The sequence below is a fragment of the Chloracidobacterium sp. genome, from assembly GCA_016716305.1.
Taxonomy (GTDB): Bacteria; Acidobacteriota; Blastocatellia; order Pyrinomonadales; family Pyrinomonadaceae; genus OLB17.
Window position 1 is genome coordinate 890,763 of record JADJWP010000002.1, and the last position, 20,387, is coordinate 911,149.

Annotated in this window: 24 protein-coding genes and 1 pseudogene; 3 read left to right on the top strand and 22 right to left on the bottom strand. The window is 52.2% G+C overall.

The window, feature by feature from the left end; genetic code table 11:
- Positions 1-4: 4 nt before the first annotated feature.
- The 20 genes and pseudogenes from rplE to IPM28_06010 form a co-directional block, all read right to left on the bottom strand.
- The gene (rplE, locus tag IPM28_05915) at positions 5-544 is read right to left on the bottom strand and encodes a 50S ribosomal protein L5 (protein ID MBK9172526.1); all 540 of its coding nucleotides are present in this window, start codon (positions 542-544) and stop codon (positions 5-7) included.
- 59 nt (positions 545-603) lie between these two features.
- Positions 604-1,038 carry a 50S ribosomal protein L24 gene (gene rplX / locus IPM28_05920; protein ID MBK9172527.1) on the bottom strand — a complete coding sequence of 145 codons (435 nt, stop codon included), beginning with the start codon at positions 1,036-1,038 and terminating at the stop codon, positions 604-606.
- A 76-nt stretch (positions 1,039-1,114) separates the two neighbouring features.
- Positions 1,115-1,483: a 50S ribosomal protein L14 gene (gene rplN, locus IPM28_05925; protein ID MBK9172528.1), complete on the bottom strand. Its 369-nt coding sequence runs from the start codon at positions 1,481-1,483 to the stop codon at positions 1,115-1,117.
- Positions 1,484-1,560: 77 nt separating this feature from the next.
- A complete protein-coding gene (rpsQ, locus tag IPM28_05930) occupies positions 1,561-1,950 on the bottom strand; it encodes a 30S ribosomal protein S17 (protein MBK9172529.1) in 390 nt (129 codons plus the stop codon).
- 96 nt (positions 1,951-2,046) lie between these two features.
- Positions 2,047-2,274 carry a 50S ribosomal protein L29 gene (rpmC, locus tag IPM28_05935; protein ID MBK9172530.1) on the bottom strand — a complete coding sequence of 76 codons (228 nt, stop codon included), beginning with the start codon at positions 2,272-2,274 and terminating at the stop codon, positions 2,047-2,049.
- Between the two features lie 2 nt (positions 2,275-2,276).
- The gene (rplP, locus tag IPM28_05940) at positions 2,277-2,705 is read right to left on the bottom strand and encodes a 50S ribosomal protein L16 (protein ID MBK9172531.1); all 429 of its coding nucleotides are present in this window, start codon (positions 2,703-2,705) and stop codon (positions 2,277-2,279) included.
- Positions 2,706-2,776: 71 nt separating this feature from the next.
- The gene (rpsC, locus tag IPM28_05945) at positions 2,777-3,520 is read right to left on the bottom strand and encodes a 30S ribosomal protein S3 (GenBank protein MBK9172532.1); all 744 of its coding nucleotides are present in this window, start codon (positions 3,518-3,520) and stop codon (positions 2,777-2,779) included.
- Between the two features lie 11 nt (positions 3,521-3,531).
- The gene (gene rplV / locus IPM28_05950) at positions 3,532-4,209 is read right to left on the bottom strand and encodes a 50S ribosomal protein L22 (GenBank protein ID MBK9172533.1); all 678 of its coding nucleotides are present in this window, start codon (positions 4,207-4,209) and stop codon (positions 3,532-3,534) included.
- Between the two features lie 54 nt (positions 4,210-4,263).
- On the bottom strand, positions 4,264-4,554 hold the full coding sequence (rpsS, locus tag IPM28_05955; GenBank protein MBK9172534.1) for a 30S ribosomal protein S19: 291 nt from the start codon (positions 4,552-4,554) through the stop codon (positions 4,264-4,266).
- A gap of 70 nt (positions 4,555-4,624) precedes the next feature.
- Complete coding sequence (rplB, locus tag IPM28_05960) at positions 4,625-5,455, bottom strand: 50S ribosomal protein L2 (protein ID MBK9172535.1); 831 nt, start codon at positions 5,453-5,455, stop codon at positions 4,625-4,627.
- A gap of 86 nt (positions 5,456-5,541) precedes the next feature.
- On the bottom strand, positions 5,542-5,871 hold the full coding sequence (gene rplW, locus IPM28_05965) for a 50S ribosomal protein L23 (GenBank protein ID MBK9172536.1): 330 nt from the start codon (positions 5,869-5,871) through the stop codon (positions 5,542-5,544).
- Positions 5,864-6,664 (bottom strand): 50S ribosomal protein L4, encoded by an 801-nt coding sequence (rplD, locus tag IPM28_05970; protein ID MBK9172537.1) that lies wholly within the window; start codon positions 6,662-6,664, stop codon positions 5,864-5,866. The genes rplW and rplD overlap by 8 nt, the downstream gene beginning before the upstream one ends.
- Positions 6,665-6,741: 77 nt before the next feature.
- Positions 6,742-7,380 carry a 50S ribosomal protein L3 gene (gene rplC / locus IPM28_05975; protein MBK9172538.1) on the bottom strand — a complete coding sequence of 213 codons (639 nt, stop codon included), beginning with the start codon at positions 7,378-7,380 and terminating at the stop codon, positions 6,742-6,744.
- Positions 7,381-7,475: 95 nt separating this feature from the next.
- On the bottom strand, positions 7,476-7,796 hold the full coding sequence (rpsJ, locus tag IPM28_05980; GenBank protein ID MBK9172539.1) for a 30S ribosomal protein S10: 321 nt from the start codon (positions 7,794-7,796) through the stop codon (positions 7,476-7,478).
- A 70-nt stretch (positions 7,797-7,866) separates the two neighbouring features.
- Positions 7,867-9,055, bottom strand: a pseudogene (tuf, locus tag IPM28_05985) (elongation factor Tu).
- A gap of 51 nt (positions 9,056-9,106) precedes the next feature.
- Entirely contained in the window at positions 9,107-11,203 is a 2,097-nt protein-coding gene (fusA, locus tag IPM28_05990) for an elongation factor G (GenBank protein MBK9172540.1), read from the bottom strand.
- 56 nt (positions 11,204-11,259) lie between these two features.
- Positions 11,260-11,730: a 30S ribosomal protein S7 gene (rpsG, locus tag IPM28_05995; protein ID MBK9172541.1), complete on the bottom strand. Its 471-nt coding sequence runs from the start codon at positions 11,728-11,730 to the stop codon at positions 11,260-11,262.
- Positions 11,731-11,737: 7 nt separating this feature from the next.
- Entirely contained in the window at positions 11,738-12,118 is a 381-nt protein-coding gene (locus tag IPM28_06000) for a 30S ribosomal protein S12 (GenBank protein MBK9172542.1), read from the bottom strand.
- A 904-nt stretch (positions 12,119-13,022) separates the two neighbouring features.
- Positions 13,023-14,963 carry a glycine zipper family protein gene (locus IPM28_06005; GenBank protein MBK9172543.1) on the bottom strand — a complete coding sequence of 647 codons (1,941 nt, stop codon included), beginning with the start codon at positions 14,961-14,963 and terminating at the stop codon, positions 13,023-13,025.
- 180 nt (positions 14,964-15,143) lie between these two features.
- The gene (locus IPM28_06010; protein MBK9172544.1) at positions 15,144-15,506 is read right to left on the bottom strand and encodes a YtxH domain-containing protein; all 363 of its coding nucleotides are present in this window, start codon (positions 15,504-15,506) and stop codon (positions 15,144-15,146) included.
- On the opposite strand from IPM28_06010, the gene IPM28_06015 reads away from it, so the two are divergent.
- Together IPM28_06015 and IPM28_06020 are read left to right on the top strand one after the other, a co-directional pair.
- Entirely contained in the window at positions 15,506-15,682 is a 177-nt protein-coding gene (locus tag IPM28_06015) for a hypothetical protein (GenBank protein ID MBK9172545.1), read from the top strand. The genes IPM28_06010 and IPM28_06015 overlap by 1 nt on opposite strands.
- A gap of 253 nt (positions 15,683-15,935) precedes the next feature.
- Positions 15,936-16,085: a lmo0937 family membrane protein gene (locus tag IPM28_06020; protein ID MBK9172546.1), complete on the top strand. Its 150-nt coding sequence runs from the start codon at positions 15,936-15,938 to the stop codon at positions 16,083-16,085.
- Positions 16,086-16,293: 208 nt separating this feature from the next.
- Here IPM28_06020 and IPM28_06025 read toward each other — a convergent pair whose 3' ends face one another.
- A complete protein-coding gene (locus IPM28_06025) occupies positions 16,294-17,619 on the bottom strand; it encodes a VWA domain-containing protein (protein ID MBK9172547.1) in 1,326 nt (441 codons plus the stop codon).
- Between the two features lie 866 nt (positions 17,620-18,485).
- A complete protein-coding gene (locus IPM28_06030) occupies positions 18,486-18,848 on the bottom strand; it encodes a helix-turn-helix transcriptional regulator (protein MBK9172548.1) in 363 nt (120 codons plus the stop codon).
- Between the two features lie 488 nt (positions 18,849-19,336).
- On the opposite strand from IPM28_06030, the gene IPM28_06035 reads away from it, so the two are divergent.
- Positions 19,337-20,374, top strand: a complete 1,038-nt coding sequence (locus IPM28_06035) for a (2Fe-2S)-binding protein (protein ID MBK9172549.1) — start codon at positions 19,337-19,339, stop codon at positions 20,372-20,374.
- Positions 20,375-20,387: the final 13 nt, after the last annotated feature.

Here is a 20,387-nt window from a genome sequence, read left to right on the forward strand (position 1 = left end):
TCGTCTATTGCCTAAAGGGCATTCCCAATGACTTGAGCAGCGAGCGAGCCTGTTCGTCGTTAGCCGCTGACGTAATGATCGAAATGTTCATTCCGCGGGTCTTATCGACTTTGTTAAAATCGATCTCAGGGAATATCAACTGCTCACGGATACCGAGCGTGTAATTCCCGCGGCCGTCAAATGCCTTGCCAGAAATTCCACGAAAATCGCGGACTCGCGGAAGCGCAACGGAGATCAGCCGATCAAGAAACTCATACATTCTGTCGCCGCGGAGTGTGACCATTGTGCCGATACTCATTCCCTGACGGAGTTTGAATGCCGCGATCGACTTCTTTGCCTTTGTGATGACCGGTTTCTGACCGGTGATCGCCTTTAACTCTTCGGTCGCAACATCCAGGATCTTCGCGTTCGCACTCGCTTCTCCAAGGCCCATGTTGACGACGATCTTCTCGATCTTCGGGATCGCCATCGGATTCTTGATATCGAATTCCTTGGCGAGAGCCGCGGCGATCTCGTTCTTATATTTGTCTTTTAATCTTGCCATTGTCTGATCTTCCTGTTTGGGACCCCGGCCGTATGATCGTTCCGTTACCAAACCTCAAACTACTTCTCTTCCGCTGCTTCTTCTTCCTTGTCTTTCTTCGGCTCCTTTTTGCCAAAAACGTTTGGTTCAGGGATCACTTTGCCGCTTTTAGCGACGCGAACCTTCTTGCCGTCGCGCTCCTCATATCTGATCCGTGTCGGCTTGCCGGTCTCAGGGTCGACAACGGCAACATTCGAAACGTTTACCCAAGCCTCTTGCTCAATGATGCCGCCTTCCTGATTCATTTGTGGAACGGGCTTTTTGTGCCGCTTTACGATCATCGCGCCTTCGACCTTGATCTTGCCGTTTCGGGCATCGACCGCGATCACGCGGCCACGGTAAGGCTGACGTTTGCCGGCGCTGTCAAAACGGTTGAATTCTTTACCCGCAATGAAAACGACCTGATCGCCCCGTTTGATCTTGCTCTTAATTGTTCCTGTCTTAGCTGCTTTCATTTCTTTAATGTCCGCTCTACGGGCGGAAGCCTAAACAACCTGACCAAACGGCCGAGGTCGCCGTTTGACCTCCAAACTAAATGACCTCCGGTGCAAGGCTGACGATCTTCATGAAATTCTTTTCACGGAGTTCACGTGCCACTGGTCCAAAAACACGGGTCCCGATCGGTGTGCCATCATCCTTGATCAATACCGCAGCATTTTCGTCAAACCGGATGTAGCTGCCGTCTTTTCGTCGGACCTCTTTTCGGGTCCTCACAATAACAGCGTTGTACACCTTTCCCTTCTTGGCAGTTCCGTCCGGAGCTGCTTCTTTAACGGTGACCTTGATCTTGTCGCCGAGACGGGCGATCTTCGCGGTCGATCCGCCGATCGGCGCGATCATCTCAACACGTTTCGCACCAGAATTGTCTGCGACCGCCAACGAGGTCTGCATCTGAATCATATAATCACCTCATTACTGCGACCTGCGATACTTGCTCGGCGACCAGAAGCCGCAAACCGCAGACCAGCATTCGAAACCTATAACTCTGCTTTCTGAATGATCTCAACGACGCGCCAGCGCTTTCGTGCCGAAAGCGGCCGGGTCTCGACGATCCGTACTTTGTCGCCGATCTTCGCACCCATTTCGTCGTGAGCCATGAATTTCTTACGCTTTCGAACGTACTTTCTGTATATCGGATGCTTGACAAGACGATCGACCCTCACCACAACGGTTTTCGTCATTTTGTCGGACGATACAACGCCGATCTTCTCCGCCCGTTTGCCCTTCTTCGATGCAGAATCTTCGTCCGAAGTCTCGTCCGTCGCTTCCGCCTCGGTCGTTTTCGAAGCCGATTTTTCGGTCGGTTCTGTTCCTGCGGTCTCAGTGGTTTCAGCGGCAGCCTCGATCGGTGCTCCTACTTCGGCCATTGCCTCAACACCTTGCTCCTGATCGACCGCAGCCTCCTCAACATTCTCTAGGATCTCTTCGACTTCTTCTGTTTTCTTTTTTGCCATCTTAATCCCTTAGGCTTGAACCTTCGCCTTTTTTGCCTCTGCGGTCTTTTGTCCGATCAGGGTATATACGCGGGCAAGAGTCTTTTTCTCGCGCCGGATGTCGTTGACCGTTTCGCCGACGCCAAGTGATTTGCGAAACTTCAACCGGAATAACGATTCTTTCAGCGCATCAGCCTGTTCGTTCAATTCTTCCAGGTTCATTTCCCGAAGTTGATCGATCTGTTCTTTTCGCTTCATAACTAAACGATACCTCCCTCGAGGTCGGCCCGCGAGACGAATTTCGTCTTGACGGGGAGTTTCTGAGCGGCGAGACGCATTGCTTCGCGGGCGAGAGCCTCGTCGACGCCCTGGATCTCATAAAGTACGCGGCCGGGCTTCACGACGGCCACCCAATGATCGGGTGCGCCCTTACCGCTTCCCATACGTGTTTCGGCCGGCTTCTTCGTGATCGGCTTATCAGGGAACATCCGGATCCAGATCTTTCCTCCACGTTTGACGTGACGCGTCATTGCGATACGGGCAGCTTCGATCTGACGATCCGTTATCCATCCTGCTTCAAGCGTCTTAAGGCCAAAGTCACCAAAATCGAGATTCTCGCCGCGGGTCGCTTTGCCACGCATACGGCCTTTCATCACCCGACGGTGCTTTACCTTTTTTGGCATCAACATAAAAGTTTAACCTCTAAAACAATTCCAAATTGCAGCCTCCGGGCATACACACACGTCCGGAGAAAAATAGATCATCGGTTGCGGTCGTCGCGTCGTGGTCGGCGGTCACCGCGACCACGCATGCCCGAACGGTCAGCTTTCGGTTCGATCATCGGGTCCGACGTCGTGCCGCGTGCCATCGATGCATTCGCATCAAGAATCTCACCTCTATACATCCAGACCTTTACACCGATGATGCCGAAGGTCGTTAGGGCTTCAGCAAAACCGTAATCAATGTCCGCACGCAACGTATGCAGCGGCAGACGACCCTCCAGCGACCATTCGGTCCTGGCGATCTCGGCACCGTTCAGCCTTCCGGCGATCATGACCTTTACGCCCTGAGCTCCGAAGCGGATCGACTCTTCCATCGTCTTTTTCATGGCACGCCGAAAAGCGATACGCTTTTCGAGCTGCTGAGTGATCTTTTCGGCCTGCAGCTGGGCATTCAGCTCAGGGTGCTTGATCTCGTTGATCGAGATAAGCACCTCTCGGCCCGTCTGACGCGAAAGATCTTCTTTCAACTTTTCGATCTCGGCCCCTTTGCGACCGATGATAATGCCAGGGCGCGATGTGTAAATGATGATCTTCAGTCGAGCGGCCGCCCGTTCGATATCGATGTGCGAAACACCGCCGCCGGCGAACTTTTTCTTAAGATCGCGTTTAAGCTGAAGATCTTCGGCCAGAAACTTGGCGAAATCCTGTTTGGCATACCAATGCGAATGCCAATCTTTGTTGTAGCCGACCCTGAAGCCGTACGGATGTACTTTCTGTCCCATATTATGTTTCCCTACTGCCTTTCGAGTTCCTCGTTCCTATCCAACTGCACCTGGTCGGCCGGCTTGGTTTCGTCGAGAGCCGCCGTTGTCTGGGTTTGGACGTTTTTCGCATCCGCAACTTCGGCGTTTCCTGTGGCGTCAATGTTTGCAGCCACTTCGGACGAAGTGTCTAATGCCTCTTCTGCAATTGGGGTTTCAAGTTCGTCGACCTTTTCAGCCTTGGCCTTCTTTCCCGTCTTTGGTGCTTCCTTTTTCTCCGCCTTTGGCTTCTTCGGAGCTTCAGCGCGTTTCGCTTTTGCCGCCTCTGCCTTCAATTCCTTCTCGGTCTTCGGTTTATCGTCGCTGGTGACCTCGATCGTGATGTGACAGTAATGCCGCTGTTCGCGGTATGCCCTGCCCTGTGGAGCCGGACGCATACGTCGACGATTCTTGGTCGGGCCCATGTCGACGAAGCAGGTCTTCACCCACAAATCGTCCGGGTCGATCGCGATATTCTGTTTTTCGGCAAGGTAAGTCGCATTCGCGATCGCCGAATTCAAGCACTGAGCTATCGGCTGTGCTGCCCGCTTGTCCGTGAATTTCAGGATCGAAAGTGCCTGCGAAACATTGCGACCACGGATCAGGTCAATTACCAACCGAGCCTTTCGCGGACTTCCTTTCAGGTATTTTGTCTTTGCTATCGCTTCCATATTCTTAATGGTTAGCCGTGAGCGGTAAACCTTTGCATGCTGACCGCTAACTGCCTACTTCCTCTTCGCCATCTTCTCCGCTTTCGTACCAGGGTGACCCTTAAAGACGCGGGTCGGCGAAAATTCACCCAACTTGTGTCCGACCATGTTCTCGGTAACAAAAACGGGTATGTGGCGTTTCCCGTTATGAACGCCGAACGTCAAACCGACCATATCCGGAGTGATCGTCGAGCGTCGCGACCATGTCTTAATAGCAGGCGGCTTCTTTCCGCCATCCAGAATGCGCTGCAGCGTTTTCTGAACGCTGAGATCGATAAACGGTCCTTTCTTTAATGAACGTGGCATATTTCCAATTCAGACTTCAGACTGAGGAATGCAGAATGACCTAGTTCTATCATTCAACACGCGTCACTCGTCATTTTCTTCTCCTGTCCTTCACGATCATATTGGTCGTGCGCTTATTACGACGTGTTTTATATCCTCGTGTCGGCTGCCCCCAAGGTGTCACCGGATGTCGACCGCCTGACGTCTTGCCCTCGCCGCCTCCATGCGGGTGATCGACCGGGTTCATTGCAACACCGCGAACCTTTGGACGCTTTCCTTTCCATCGGTTACGGCCTGCCTTGCCGAGGGATAAGTTCTCATGCTCGGTATTGCCGACCTGTCCAACCGTCGCCATACAAACGACCGGAACTCGGCGGACCTCGCCCGAAGGCATCCTCAGCTGTGCGTAATCGCCTTCTTTTGCGACGATCTGTGCAAAGCCGCCCGCTGAGCGAACCATCTGGCCACCTTTGCCGGGTCGGAGTTCGATGTTATGAACTTCGGTGCCGAGCGGAATATTTTTGATCGGTAATGCGTTTCCCGGCAAAATATCAGCCTCTTCACCGCTGAGTATCATCGTGTCGACCTTTAATCCGACCGGTGCGATGATGTATCGCTTTTCACCGTCAAGATAAGAGATCAAAGCGATGTGCGCCGAGCGGTTCGGGTCGTATTCGATCTGGGCAACACGTCCCGGGATACCGGCCTTGTCGCGTTTGAAATCGATGATGCGGTAATGTCGTTTATGACCTCCCCCGCGGCGACGGATGGTAATTCGCCCGTCACTGTTACGGCCGGAAATTCTCTTCTTCGGTTCGAGCAACGATTTCTCGGGTGTTGCTCCCGGCGTCAGCTCGTCGCGCGTCAGATATGTCTGATACCGTCGTGCCGGCGATGTCGGTTTTAATCTCTTGATTCCCATAATTAATTCAATGAATCACGGAAAATGGACAATGGATAATCGATGTTTCTTAATTTTCCATTTTCACTTATCAATTCTCCATTGATTTAGATCGCTTCTGCGTAATCGACCATCGGCTCACCCTTTTTCAGAGTGACGTATGCCTTTTTCCAATTCGGACGACGCCCTTCCTGCCGGCCCCTGCGTTTCATCTTTCCTTCGTAGTTGACAGTTCTGACCGCCGCTACCTTGACGTTAAAGATCTCTTCAATCGCCTGCTTGATGTCCTTCTTCCCGGCCTTACGATCGACACGGAACGTCAATACCTGACCCTGATTTCGTCCACTGTTCTCGTCCGTCGAATCCTCTTTAAGGATGACGCTTTTTTCGGTCACGACAGGCGACTTCAAAATATCCCAAACGGTTACGTTACTCATTGTCAGCCGCCTCCTGTTTCGTTTCGGTCATTTCGTCTTCTGCTGCGTCGACAACCGGCACCGACTTCTTTTCGGCTTTCGGCTTAGCAGATCTTTTCGCTTTCGGTTTTTCTTCGACCACGTCCTCTAGTAATTCCTGGCCGCTCTCACGCGCGGGATCGAGCAACGCGTTGAGCTCTTCGACCGCAGACTTCGAGATCAAAAGCTTTTCGTGGAAAATGATGTCGTAAATGTTCAAACCAAAGCTGTTGGTGACCTTTGTTTTCGGAACGTTACGCGACGAAAGCACCAAATTCTCGTTATCGAGCGAATCAATGATAAGCGTTTTCGGCTGTTTCTTGGCGTCGACAAGACCGAGGGATCCGATCGCACCGAGAAATTCTTTGGTCCGCGGTGAACCGAAACCAAACTCGTCGATGATTATCACATTGCCTTCACGAAGTCTCTCAGAAAGTGCCGAACGCAGAGCTCCGCGACGCATTTTCTTCGGCATCTTGTATGACCAGTCCCGCGGCTGCGGACCGTGGACATTACCGCCGCCCTTCCAGAGGGGCGAGCGAAGCGAGGCAATACGAGCACGGCCCGTTCCTTTCTGCTTCCAGAGTTTACGGCCCGAGCCCGAAACGTTGCCGCGGGTCTTCGTCGCCGAGGTTCCCTGTCGGCCGTTGGCCTGATAGTTCCTTACAGCGGCATGGATCAATGACTCGTTAAGCTCGACACCGAAAACAGCGTCTGAGAGATTCACTTCACCAACCTCTTTATTCTTCAAATTGCGAACCTTCACGGTAGGCATAATCTTTTCCTCAAGTGAATTGCGAGAACCCGACAATGACAAAACTCTTTTGTCCGCCAGATGCCTCTCGCAGTTTCCTAACTTTTCTTTACAACAACCAAACTTCCGTTCGCTCCCGGTACCGCACCACGGATCATAAGCAAATTGTTTTCGGCATCTACCTTTGCAACTGTCAGGCCTTTGACCGTCACACGCTCATCGCCCATGTGTCCAGAAGAACGTGTACCCTTGATCACGCGTGAAGGGTACGCAGATTGCCCGATCGAACCCGGACGGCGAACGTTCATCGAACCATGCGACTCCGGGCCGCGGTTGAAATTATGCCGTTTGATCGTACCCGCAAAGCCCCTTCCTTTCGATTTGCCGACTACCTCGATCTTGTCGCCGTCTGCGAAAACGTCGACCTTAACCTGGTCGCCGACTGCCGCTTCAGGTTCGTCGTTGAGCCTGATCTCTTTGAGCACGCGGGTCGGCGGCACTCCGCCGCCGGTCTTTTCGAAATGCCCGCGCAATGGCTTTGTGACGTTTTTGAGCCTGATCGGCTGGTCCTCAACAAGGCCAAGCTGGACGGCGTTGTAACCGTCGCTGCCGCTAGCGCTTTTTGTCTGCACAACAACACAAGGGCCAGCCTTGATGACGGTGACCGGCGTAACCGTTCCGTCCTCAGCAAACAGCTGCGTCATCCCGACTTTTCTACCAATGATTCCACTTATCATAAAAGTTTCCAAAGCTGCCGCGTTCATTAAGCTTACAGAGCCTGTGGAGATCGCTTTGAACTCTGTACGGCTGCCAACTCAGCCAACTCAACTAATTAGTTCTTGCCAAACGCCTTGATCTCCACATCGACACCGGCCGGAAGATCCAATTTCATCAAAGCATCCACTGTTTCTGCGGTTGGGTCGAGAATATCCATCAAACGCTTATGTGTTCTGATCTCGAACTGTTCACGCGACTTTTTATCGACATGCGGCGATCGAAGAACGGTCCACTTGTTCTTGACTGTCGGAAGCGGTATCGGCCCTGCGATCCTCGCTCCAGTTCGTTTCGCGGTGTCTACGATCTCTTGTGTTGATTGATCCAACACGCGATGATCGTACGCTTTCAGCTTGATGCGAATTTTTTCGTTTAGCATAGTTCTCGGTAACCGGAAGCGCGGAGCCAGGGTCTTTTTGTCAAGCCCCTTGCATCCGGCTTGTAAATTCTTACTCTACGACTTCCGAAACGGTGCCTGCACCGACGGTGCGGCCGCCTTCGCGGATAGCGAAGCGGAGTCCTTTTTCCATCGCGATCGGGGCGATCAGTTCGATCTCCATCTGGATGTTGTCGCCCGGCATCACCATCTCGACCCCTGCCGGAAGGTGTGCTACGCCCGTCACATCCGTTGTCCGGAAGTAGAACTGCGGCCGGTAGCCCGTAAAGAACGGTGTGTGGCGTCCGCCTTCTTCCTTCGTCAGCACATACGCCTCGGCCTTGAACTTCGTGTGCGGGGTTATGCTTCCCGGTTTGGCGATCACCTGGCCGCGTTCGATCTCTTTTCTTTCAACTCCACGCAACAGCAATCCGACGTTATCGCCCGCCATTCCCGAATCAAGCAGCTTCTTGAACATCTCGACGCCCGTCACCACCGAGTTGCGGGTGTCTTTGATACCCACGATCTCGACCGGCTCGTTGACGTTGATCACCCCGCGTTCGATCCTTCCCGTCGCAACCGTTCCGCGGCCCTGGATCGTGAAGATGTCCTCGACAGGCATCAGGAACGGCTTGTCCGTCTCGCGGGCCGGTGTCGGGATGTAGTCGTCCACCGCCTGCATCAACTCGTCCACCTTTGCTTCCCATGCCGGATCCCCTTCCAGTGCCTTCAATGCCGATCCCTGTACCACCGGGATCTCGTCTCCCCGGAAACTCGTATGAGCTCAGCAGTTCGCGGATCTCCATCTCGACCAGCTCAAGAAGTTCTGCGTCATCGACCATATCCACCTTGTTCATGAATACGACCATCGACGGCACGCCTACCTGACGCGCCAGCAGGATGTGCTCTCGCGTCTGCGGCATCGGGCCGTCAGTCGCCGCCACCACAAGGATCGCTCCGTCCATCTGTGCCGCTCCCGTGATCATGTTCTTCACATAGTCAGCGTGCCCAGGGCAATCGACGTGTGCGTAGTGACGGTTCGCCGTCTCATACTCAACGTGCGCCGTCGCGATCGTGATCCCTCGAGCCTTCTCCTCAGGTGCGTTGTCGATCGAATCAAATGCCCGCACCACCATCTTCGGATTGTGCTTCGACATTACCTTCGTGATTGCCGCCGTCAACGTCGTCTTGCCATGATCCACGTGCCCGATCGTCCCGATATTCACGTGCGGCTTGCTGCGATCGAATTTTTCCTTGCTCATATCTTCTCCTGAACTATTTTGATCTTAGATCCAAAATCTCAAACAAATACCTTAGCTGCTGGCCCCTTTGACCTTTGCGATTATTTCCTCAGCCACGTTTCGCGGTGCTTCGGCATAACGCTCGAAATGCATACTCGACGTCGCGCGTCCCTGCGTCGACGAACGAAGATCGGTCGTATAACCGAACATCTCCGAAAGCGGCACAAATGCCGTCACGACCGAGACATTGCCTGGACGCGGTTCCATTTTGTCGATCTGTCCGCGGCGCCGGTTGAGGTCGCCGTTGACTGCACCCATATATTCTTCCGGCGTCACAACCTCGACCTTCATGATCGGCTCGAGCAGGATCGGCTTTGCCTTCTTGACCGCGTCCTGAAATGCGAGACTTCCCGCAATATGGAATGAACGCTCGTCCGAATCGACCTCGTGGTATGAACCAAAGACAAGGCTCGCCTTGATGTCTACCAGTTCATACCCGGCGAGAAATCCGCGACGCATCGCATCCCTGATGCCTTCAGAGACCGGTTTGATGAACTGACGCGGGATGGCTCCGCCCGTGATCTTGTCCTCGAACACGAAGCCTTCGCCGGGAGCCGGCTCGATCTCGAGTTCGACGTGGCCAAACTGACCGCGGCCGCCCGACTGCTTCTTGAATATCTCTTTGCCAGGTGCAGGCATCGTGATCGTTTCACGATATGCAACCTGGGGTTTACCGACATTGGCCTCGACGCTGAACTCGCGTCTCATGCGGTCAACGATGATCTCAAGGTGAAGTTCGCCCATTCCGGCAATGATGGTCTGGCCGGTCTCGTGGTCGGTCGAAACCTGGAACGAAGGGTCTTCCTGAGCAAGCCGGTTCAGAGCAATGCCCATCTTGTCCTGGTCGGCACGCGTCTTCGGCTCTACTGCAACGCGAACGACCGGATCCGGAAATTCCATCGATTCCAAAATGATCGGTTTCGATTCATCCGAAACGGTGTCGCCGGTCGTGACGTTCTTCATTCCGCCGATCGCGACGATCTCGCCGGCGCTTGCGGTCTCGACGTCTTCACGCTTATTTGCGTGCATCAACATCAATCGGCCGACACGTTCTTTAGTGCCCTTGATCGTGTTAGTGACATACGAACCTGATTTGACCGTTCCTGAATAGATCCTGACGAAGGCAAGCTGTCCGAGGTGCTTATCGGCCATTAATTTGAAGACGAGGCCGGCAAAAGGAGCCTTAGCGTCAGCCTCACGGGTCTCGATCGCATCCGAACGAGGAACAGTTCCTTCGACCGCCGGGATATCAAGCGGGCTGGGAAGGTAATCGACAACCGCATCGAGCAGCGTCTGTACGCCCTTATTCTTGAACGCCGACCCGGTAACGACCGGCACTATCTTCAGTTCGATCGTTCCCTTCCGAAGTGCTTTGCGGATCTCGTCCTCCGAGATCTCTTCGCCTTCGAGATATTTGACCATCAGGTCGTCGTCGATCGCCGAAACCGCTTCGACCAGCTTTTCGCGGGCCTCTTTCGCAGCATCCACGAGGTCGGCCGGAATTTCCAGCGTTTCGTACTGTGCTCCCTTGGTCTCGTCCTTCCAGATAAGGGCTTTCATCGAGATCAGATCGACAACGCCTTTGAGGTGTTCTTCGAGGCCGATCGGGATCTGCAGTGCGACCGCATTTGCCCCGAGCCGCTTTAGGATCGAATCGAACGAGCGTTCAAAGGAAGCCCCGGCACGATCCAGTTTATTGATGAAGCAGATACGCGGAACGCCGTACTTGTCGGCCTGACGCCAAACTGTTTCCGACTGCGGTTCGACACCAGCGACGCCGTCGAAAACACAAACGGCACCGTCAAGAACACGCAGCGAACGCTCGACCTCCATCGTGAAATCGACGTGTCCGGGAGTGTCTATGATATTGATGCGGTGTTCTACGTTATTTCGCTTCCAGAAACAGGTCGTCGCAGCCGAGGTAATGGTGATGCCGCGCTCTTGCTCCTGTTCCATCCAGTCCATCGTCGCAGTTCCCTCGTGAACCTCGCCGATCTTATGCGAAACACCGGTATAGAAGAGCACGCGCTCGGTCGTCGTGGTCTTACCCGCGTCGATGTGCGCCATGATCCCGATGTTTCTAAATTTGTCTAAACTTATGTTAGCCATAGCTTTAGTGACGAGTGAACAGTAACAAGAAAACGCAGGTCACTCGTCCCTATTCCCTAGAATCTGTAATGTGCGAACGCCTTGTTCGCCTCTGCCATACGGTGAACGTCGTCTTTCTTTTTCACCGCTCCTCCGCGTCCGCTCGTCGAATCGAGAAGTTCGCCTACCAGGCGGTCGCGCATCGTTTTCTCGCTGCGGTTGCGGGCGTTTCCGACGATCCAGCGTATCGCGAGCGTGTTTCGGCGGTCGCGGCTGACCTCGAGCGGCACCTGATAGGTCGCACCGCCGATACGGCGTGATTTGACCTCGAGCGTCGGAGCGACGGAATCAACGGCCTTCTTAAAGACCTTAAGCGGCTCTTCGCCCGTTTTTTCTGCGATCTTTTCCATAGCGCTGTAAAAGATCTCTTCGGCAACCGATTTCTTGCCTTCCCACATCATTCCGTTGATGAACTTGGTCACCAACTGGCTGTTGTAGATCGGGTCGGGCAGTATCTCTCGTCGTTCTGCTGTTCTACGTCTTGCCATACTTTACCTATTTCGCTCCTTTCGGACGCTTTGCACCGTATTTCGAACGTGACTGGTTGCGGTTAGCGACGCCTGAAGCATCGAGCGTTCCGCGGATGATGTGGTAACGCACACCCGGAAGATCCTTCACACGTCCGCCGCGAATGAGCACGATCGAGTGCTCCTGCAGGTTGTGGCCGATGCCGGGAATATAGGTCGTGACCTCGATCTGGTTTGTCAGGCGGACACGGGCGACCTTTCGTAGTGCCGAGTTCGGCTTTTTCGGAGTCGACGTGTAAACGCGGGTGCAAACACCGCGTTTCTGCGGATTTGACTGCAGAGCCGGGCTCGCCGTCTTGTACTTAACTCTCTGTCGCCCTTTGCGAACTAATTGATTGATAGTTGGCATCTTTTCTTCCTGCGTTTGCCGGGTTGCGTGCCGGCTGTTCTCAAGATATTTCTTGAAGGCTCTTTGCTGATCGCTATCAGCTCTCGCCCCTATTTAAAAGACAAAATCCGTCCTTTACCTGACTCTTGCCGAAAACGCATTCCGGCAGTTAGCTCAAGCAGCTTCAAGCTGATTGATTTAGAAACCTTTTGATCTACTTACGCAGAAAGCCCGAACTTTGCTGTAGCGTGGCAAATAATAGATGTGACTCGATCAAGCCGTGGACGTTGGACGCCCGCTTTACGCTACAATTCCTGCTCTAAGCTTTCAAACCCCTGCACGCCTGCTTGTCGCCAAACAGCACTGCAGCCCAGACCGTCAAAGTCCGAAACTCTAGATATTATGATTTTGGGGAATTGGTGTCAAGCCAAAGTGGGGCGTTTTTGATGATCCTGCCCACAATTCCCTTTTGGACCTAAACATGCCCATCATCCGCGTTTTCCGAATGCGTCCGTTCCACCCCGCATTTCCACAGATAGGAACCATATGACCAAACGTCGACGACATATGACCTGGAACGAGGCAATCATGACCGCGCATGACCGCATATAGCCATTTCTTGCCGTAGTCCACCAGACCCGGAAACTGCGGCCCATCGCGACCAGGCCAACAATTTGCGATGTATATCGAACTACTCATCTTAAGCTGAGATATTGATAAGCCTTAGGGTGATCCCCTCAAAATGTGAAAAGCATGGAAGACCGGTTTAGTCCCGTAGTCTTAATGATTGATGCGGCCAAGCCCTCGATGAAATGAAAAACGATCGCAACATCTGCAACAACCATTTAAAAAGTGACAGAGCCGACCGCATTTTCGCGGCTGGCCCTGTCACGACAGTTCTGATCGACCGATCGATCATAAACCACTAACGCGAACTGACAGTTGTCGGAGCCATCGCAGTAAGGTTGAACTCAGTCCCTGAGGAGAGTTCGAGGTTATCCCTGCCCTGCAGTATGACCGTTCCAGCCCCTGCACCAGCTCCGATACCGGCACCGATCGCAGCACCGCTGCCGCCATCGACTATCGCACCGATGATCGCGCCAAGAACGGCTCCGATGCCCGCACGTGTAACGGTCTTTGTGGTCTGGTTACCGTCACGTATCACGCCTTCGTTATTGACGTTAACGACATTGCCGTTCGGCTCGCGGACCTGATCTACGATGCCCGCAAAACCATAGGTCCTTCCGTCACGTAGCCTGATCGTCTCAAAATTGAGGCCGAGGTTCGCACGGCCCGAAACAACGCCCGATCTTTCACCAACTACGCTTCCTTCGATCACAGCACCCGAGTACTGTGAAGGCGAGGTCACTATCATCGAAAAGCGGTCGCCGTTATTGACAGACTTCGTCGAAAGCGGCGTTTCGAGCCTGGCCGTCATCCGCGTGTTGTTCGGGATCAAGAATCCTTCGGTCCGATAATTATCGGAGACGGTCGGATACGCAGTCGTATTCCATTGCGGGTTGTTGCTGATCCGATCGTAAACACTGGTCACGGTCACGGTCCGCTCCTGGTTTTCCAAATAGATGCGTCGCGTTACCCTCAATTGACCATTGTTGACGGGAGCAAAACTCACATAATAATCGTTGACCCGATCGCCTTCATAGTTGATCGTCAGTTCGCGATCCGTCGCCGTAACGTTGACGCTCACTCTTCGTCCGTTCGGCGATGTTTCAGTACGTGTCCTGCCGTCGACCTCGAGCGACACGGAAGCCGCATTTGCCGACGACATTGTCAACTGCCGTCCGCGTTTCTCGAACGACAGAGTCTCAGGCGAACGCAGACGGCGTTCGAGATTCACACGAGCCCGGTCACGCTGGCTGTTGTTGTAGTCTGCGTTGACTATGGCCTGTTCGACGGTGTTAGCAACATTGTCGCTCTGAGCCGTATTCAACCGCCAACTGCCCGTTAGCCGTGAGTCAAAATCGCCATACTGGTTATTTGGGTTTGTTGAGCCGGGAAATACCGGATTGTTCCAATCCCAGCTGAGGCGATAATAACTCGCCAGCGTATTCAGATCGCTGCGAACGAGGTTCCACCGGTTTGTGATGGTATTGTTCGTTCGGTTTGAGCCAAGAAAGCTGTTGATCGAGACCGACGGCCGCAGCACTTGGCCGATATCCGCGTTAACAGAATTGCGGTCGCTGTAATACTGTCTCAGATTGTTTACTGCAGCTGCGAATGTGGAGACATCCTGCGAGACATCCGATTCCTGTCTTTCCTGATACCGTCGATTAACGCGATCCCAGTTATTGAAACTGGTACGAAAACTGATCGTTCTCTGATTCAGACGGTTGAGAAGTGTTCGAAGTTGGGCATCCGAAACGTAATAACTGCCGGTCTGGCTGCCGGGGTAGTTCTGATTCGAATTCCAATCAGATCGAACCCTGTAGTAACCCGAAAGGGTATTGATGTCAGCACGGATCAGATTCCATTGACTCTCGGCCGTCGCGGACATGCGATTGTTCAACATGAACGTGTTTACCTGAACGGCTCTGTTCAAAACTTCTTGTACGTCGTCCGATGTTGAACGGCGAGATGAAAAATTGTTTTTGAGTTCATCCGTCGCATTTTCGAAATTCGCGATCATTCGATTGATCGAATCCTCGCGATCGTTGTTTCGGTAGTCGATCGATCGCTCGATCTCGTTCCTGAATGCGTCGGTTCTGGTCTCGATCCGATTCAGAAGTGTCTGGACCTGACGATCGGAAACCTGATAGGCACGTGTCTGGGTTTGAGCCATTGTGCCGATAGTGATCACCAAGCTGATCAGTGATAAAAATAATGCTTTACTTAAAATCTTTCTCATTGTTTTGTCCTCCTTGGACAAATTCCTGTTGTCATCGCGCGAATATCTGCGGACAATCAAGTCCGGCATTTGATCCGGTTTACCGATCGCAGGAACAGTAAAGTCTGGTGCAGACCGTTCGGTGTCGTCCCCGCGTTGTCAAACATCGATGCTTAACGCCGCTTATTCGATCCTGTTTTCTTAAACTATGCTCGAACTCCTTTGGCCGTTACCTGATCGTTTAGACGTATTGCCCGAGTCATTCTGCTTCGGTGCGCCAGCTTCCGCCGCATCGCCCGTCTTTCCTAAGACAAGGTCCGAGATCATTTCGCCTTCTTGACTCAACTTTGCGGATGCAAGATCGTAGACATTCGCCACCTTTTCCTTAACAGACTCCAGTGCCTCAGCCGATTTTGCTTTGAATTCAACTGCTTTTTCGAGTGAAAGGTCATAGCCTTTTCTGGTCGCATCGGCAATATCGCCCCGAAATTCACTTCCGGATTTTGGTGCAAAAAGTAGTGCGACAGCAACGCCGATGCCGCCCCCGATCAATAGATAGGACATTGCTCCAAAAAAACCTCGATCAGCAGTGTTTCGGCGTTGCAGTTCAGTATTTCTTTAATTTTTTTCTTCCATTTAATAACTCCCTAGCTCATCATCAGCCCGCATGGTCGCAATATATCGCCCGCGTATCGGTTCTGGCGGCGAAGATCGCATATTTCGGGCTCGTTGAGATCTAAATGAATGATAGTTGAATTTTGATCGGGAATTCGTGCGCAATCGCACATAAGATAACTTAAATAACTGATATAAATGGTTTATGTTCCGCGGAAAATATGTTTTTCGTGAAAAATGTCGGTTAGTATGCCGATCAGGCCGTTGGCTATTTCACATTGATCGGCTGCGTAAACCGACTGACTGATCAAAACCGCCGCCGAACCCGTTCGAAGCAGATTTCGATCGGAGAGTGTTGGGGCGAAGGGAGGAAAGAAAATGCTTTGGACTATATTAATAATTCTACTGGTTTTGTGGGCTTTGGGTTTCGGCTTTGCCGGAGCGCAGGTTGGCAGCCTTGTTCACGTTCTTTTGGTGATCGCAGCTATCGTTTTGGTTCTGCAGCTTGTGAGAGGACGCAGGGTCTAGGCCGCGATCCGGCCTCGTCTTTATCTGAACGTAAGCACTAACACCCACTGACGACGGCTGATCAATACCCGGAGAAACATTTCCGATCGATTTCGGTATCAAAGCCGAAGTGCGTCTATTTCGATAGACGCACTTCGGCTTTCTAAGTTCCATGTTTAGGGCTTAAGCTTTGCGGACGTGTCGCAGAGGTCGGTCGCGATTCAAAGGCCTACTTCAAAATGTAATGACTGCGTGTTGTAACGGTGTAATCAGGTCGGCCGCGCACCTCGACCTTTACACTTCGTCGTCTCTCGCTCGGGACACCGTCCGTCGGGTAGTATCCGATCACATAACGGCTCTCGATAACACCCAAAATATCAGCGTAGATGCGTCCCGCATCTTCCGGTTTCTCCATCACGGCAGTATTGCCGCCCGACAGTTCCGCCACTTTGAACATTGCAGCTTGGCCGGCAGTGCGTACATTTTCTTCTCGGTCTTCAAACATACGCGTCATTTCCGCCGGATAATCGGTTTTCCACCCAAATGCTTCGTTAACCTTCGCCCATGAAATTCTCGCTCGATTCGCTCGTTCTCTTTTCGGCAGTCCGAAAAACCGAATTCCTGGAATAACAGAATAGATCGTGACCCTTGAAACCTCAATAGCTTCTTCTATCTCCCCAAAACCGAACTTCTTAATTGCGCTTTCCCCCGAATATTTCATTCCACTGTTCATTCTTGTCGTGTGTGATACCGGGTAAGGAAGGTTTTTGTCGGGTTTTAGCCAGATCATATGACCTCCGTCGCCCTGAAAAATGATGACACGCTGTTTTCGTTTATCGTCAAACATCTCATTCAGGACTGCAAGCAGCGTTTCAAACTGCCCGCCACGGCCAATATTAAGCGCGTGTTCATATCCCTGGTCATCTTTTCGAGCTCCGCGCCGATACCATGAGGCGTATTCAATGCCTCTTTTCTCCACCTCGTTCAAGGTGGCTTTAAGGAGCGTCTTATCGGCTGTGAAATCCGAATGGAGTATCAAGTCGGCCGTAACGATCGCCATCTCGTCATCGGGCCTGAGTTTATCAACGAGGGTCTTCGCGGCGTCCGTACTCATTTTCAGGAATGGAAACTGCAATAGACTGGTGTCGATTACAAGTACTATAGAACGCGGAATCCGTGAGTTTTCGCTAGCGGCGAACACTTCGATCGACTGTGGAACCTGGTCTTCCAGCAAAAGAAAATCAGAACCCTTGAGCTGGGTCACAACATTCCCCGCACGATCGGAAACCAGCAAATCATGCAAGACAAGCCCGGTTTCTATTTTAATAACTTCATCATCGTCGGTTTTATTGTCGATGCTTTTTAACGGGTCGTTCTTTGCATTCAAATTCGCGGTCTGTTTTCTCTTTTTTTCATATTTCTGAAGGCTTGAGCCGAAATTCTTGATTCTAGCGCTTGTCTGTGAAGATGGCCCCGCAGGCGTGCCGGACGGCGTTTGACCTGAAGTTAAAAAGAAGGATGACGCAACGAAAACCAGAACCGAGAAAGACTTCATATTCAAACTCAGCGGGCAACAGCAAAATCGCTGAATCTATTAAACGAGGCCAATTGATCCATCGACGAAACAAGTTGGAACATCGAAACTGAATGCGATCAAATTAGAATTCATCACCTTTGAGGACTCCTCCCAGATATCCGCTTAAGGAGCACTCTAATAATCAGGCCCAAGTTACTGACAAGCGCTTACCTTACTAGCGAGCATGCATGCTGAGTACTGCGCAAAAATCGCCAATCTCTCCTCCTGATTCGGATAATCAAGATAATTATGCTGAATCGCACAATCATCAGCCATAGCCCGTGCTTGATCGCACTCGTCAACAGTTATCGGCGTGCAAGTGGCCCATGCGGCGGTGAACAAAGCTGTGTCCGCCTGAGCGAGTGCGGTATGTCGTGATATTTGGCAATCTGAAATACAGTTTGGGTTTTGACTGTTTTGGCATTGCTGTTGACAAGTTGTAGGGACACCGTAGTAATAGCTCTGAAAAGCATTACTATAGGCCCAGTTTGCGTTGGTGAAATTGGTGAACGTTTCCTCACAACTCGAGGCTTCAACACAGCGACTGCCAAATGCAGCGTAATAAACAAAACCAACTGAGAGCAACGTGAAACTAAAGATTCCGGCCCGAATCATTGAATTGGATATGTATCGCATTTAGGCCTCCAATGGTGACTCTTTGGGTTTGATGCAGCAACGTTTGTGCAACCCGATCGTTTGGCAACAATGAATCATTGTCGTTCCAGAAATTCGTAGTTTTCCGAACCGCTTCACGATCGTTTTGTATCGTTAAGAGTTTATAGCAGGAGGTTCACCGCATGAATGGTTGTTAGTTGTCTAAAAAGACCTTTTGTTGTCCAAATAGATCATTTATGTAGAACTTTCACCTTTGACTGCTCGATCTCAGCTTGCTTATCACGGAATTCAGATGGCGTAAGACCATATTTGGATTTGAATTCTCTGGTGAATCGACTTTTATCGACATAGCCCACGCTAGCACCGATCTCCTTGATCTGGAGGAAGCACTTTGGGTCTGAAAGCAGCTCGTGGGCCTTTGCCAATCGAAGCTGATTTAAGAACTCGACTGGCGTCTGTCCGACTTGATCCTTGAAGAGCCTTCGAAATTGTGACACAGACATCCGGACCTCTTCGGCCATCTTCACGACGGCCCACTGACGACCCAGACCGTTGGAAAGCTGCGAAACGATGTGGAAGATCCGCCTGTCCATTGAGAGTCCTACCAAACGTCTTAACCGTTTCGGAATTATTACCTAGCGCCCGAAAGGTTGTCAACGAAAGCCTGCATTCCGGCATAAATGATGGCATTGGGATGTTAGCCGAAAAACCGACTGCCAACGCCAACCGAAATAAGATCGATACAGGTCTAACCCGTTCATTAAATGAGAACTCGAGCTGCCATATCAACTAATATTGGGATCGTGAAATATTATGCCTGGCAGTAAAACTTTGACTGGCTTGAGTTTGCGTAAAATTGCGACGAAAGCCTCGGGTCGCAAAATAACCTACCGTCCAATTTTGATCGCTAAGACTGACAAGCATCATGTGATTGGTGCATATTGAGTCTACGAACGCTTTCGAACCAGCGGTTGATCGGTGGGTGAAAGGTAACCTGCGGCTAAACGAAACACGGCGGGTTTGTCGGCATCAGTGATATTTGCTTTAATACTCTTTTGCCTGATCCATCGAATTTAACGCTATGAGTAACCTATTCACAGATTCGCTTAACAAGTTTGCCGAAGCCGATTGGCTCGCCGCTGTCGATTCTCTTTCGAACGAGATCCACGAAGTAGAAAGGACGGCCGTACAGGTTTGGTTCCGATTCTATCCGCTTGATCTTCATCGCTTTCTTCGATCTGCTGACGACGCAGAGGAAGCCAAACGGGGGCTTGCGATGCAGGGGGACTTTGGCCTCGACGACAAGATCGACACATCGCACAGCTTTCTTTACGGCCACCGCTATTGGCCGCAGGTAAAGGCAGCGATCGAGGCAAGGGCCGCTTCGGGCGACGATGTCAAAGAAATTGCGGACGAGATCCGGAGCATCGCGAAGACCGCTGCGGCTGCGGCGAAAACCAAGGAATCGTTGACGCTTGCGATCGCGGCTGCCGGGTTAATGACGATGATCCAGGTCGGCTTCGAAGCTTTCAAAGCGGCTCCCGGCGTCGGTCAAAAACCAGCCGGCATAATGGCCGGTTCGCCGGACTCGATCGCCGCCACCCGCAAGGCGGACGATTCGCAGGGCATTTTTGGTTTTCTTAAGACCATCGACAAGAATTTCTCGGTCGTCTATGACGAATACGCATCGACCGGACGGTTTAGGATAGTGAACGATCAGGAGATAGCTTCGGCCTCTGCACTCGACCGCTCGCAGGACTGGCAGTCGCGTGATGCCCGCTGTTGGGAAGGCCCCGTGCCGGTCGAATGCACGTCGGCATCGTGCGGCACCTGTTGGGTAGGCGTTCTCGGCGGCGCCGAGAAGCTCTCGCAGCCTTCGGCCCGTGAACGCCGGCAGATGAAGGTCTTCGGCTATAATCAGCCTGAGTCCGACTCACCTTACATTCGCCTTGCGTGCCAGTCGCGGACGGCCGGAAATGTGACGATCGTCATCCCGCCCTGGAACGCGGTCTTCGGCAAAAAGGTCCGCGGCAACGTCGACGAGGTCGAACTCGAACCGGCAACGACCTCGGCCAAAAAGCTCCGCGAAACGATCTCGTCGGCCGCATCCGGTGAGTAGGCTTTCGTTTTCC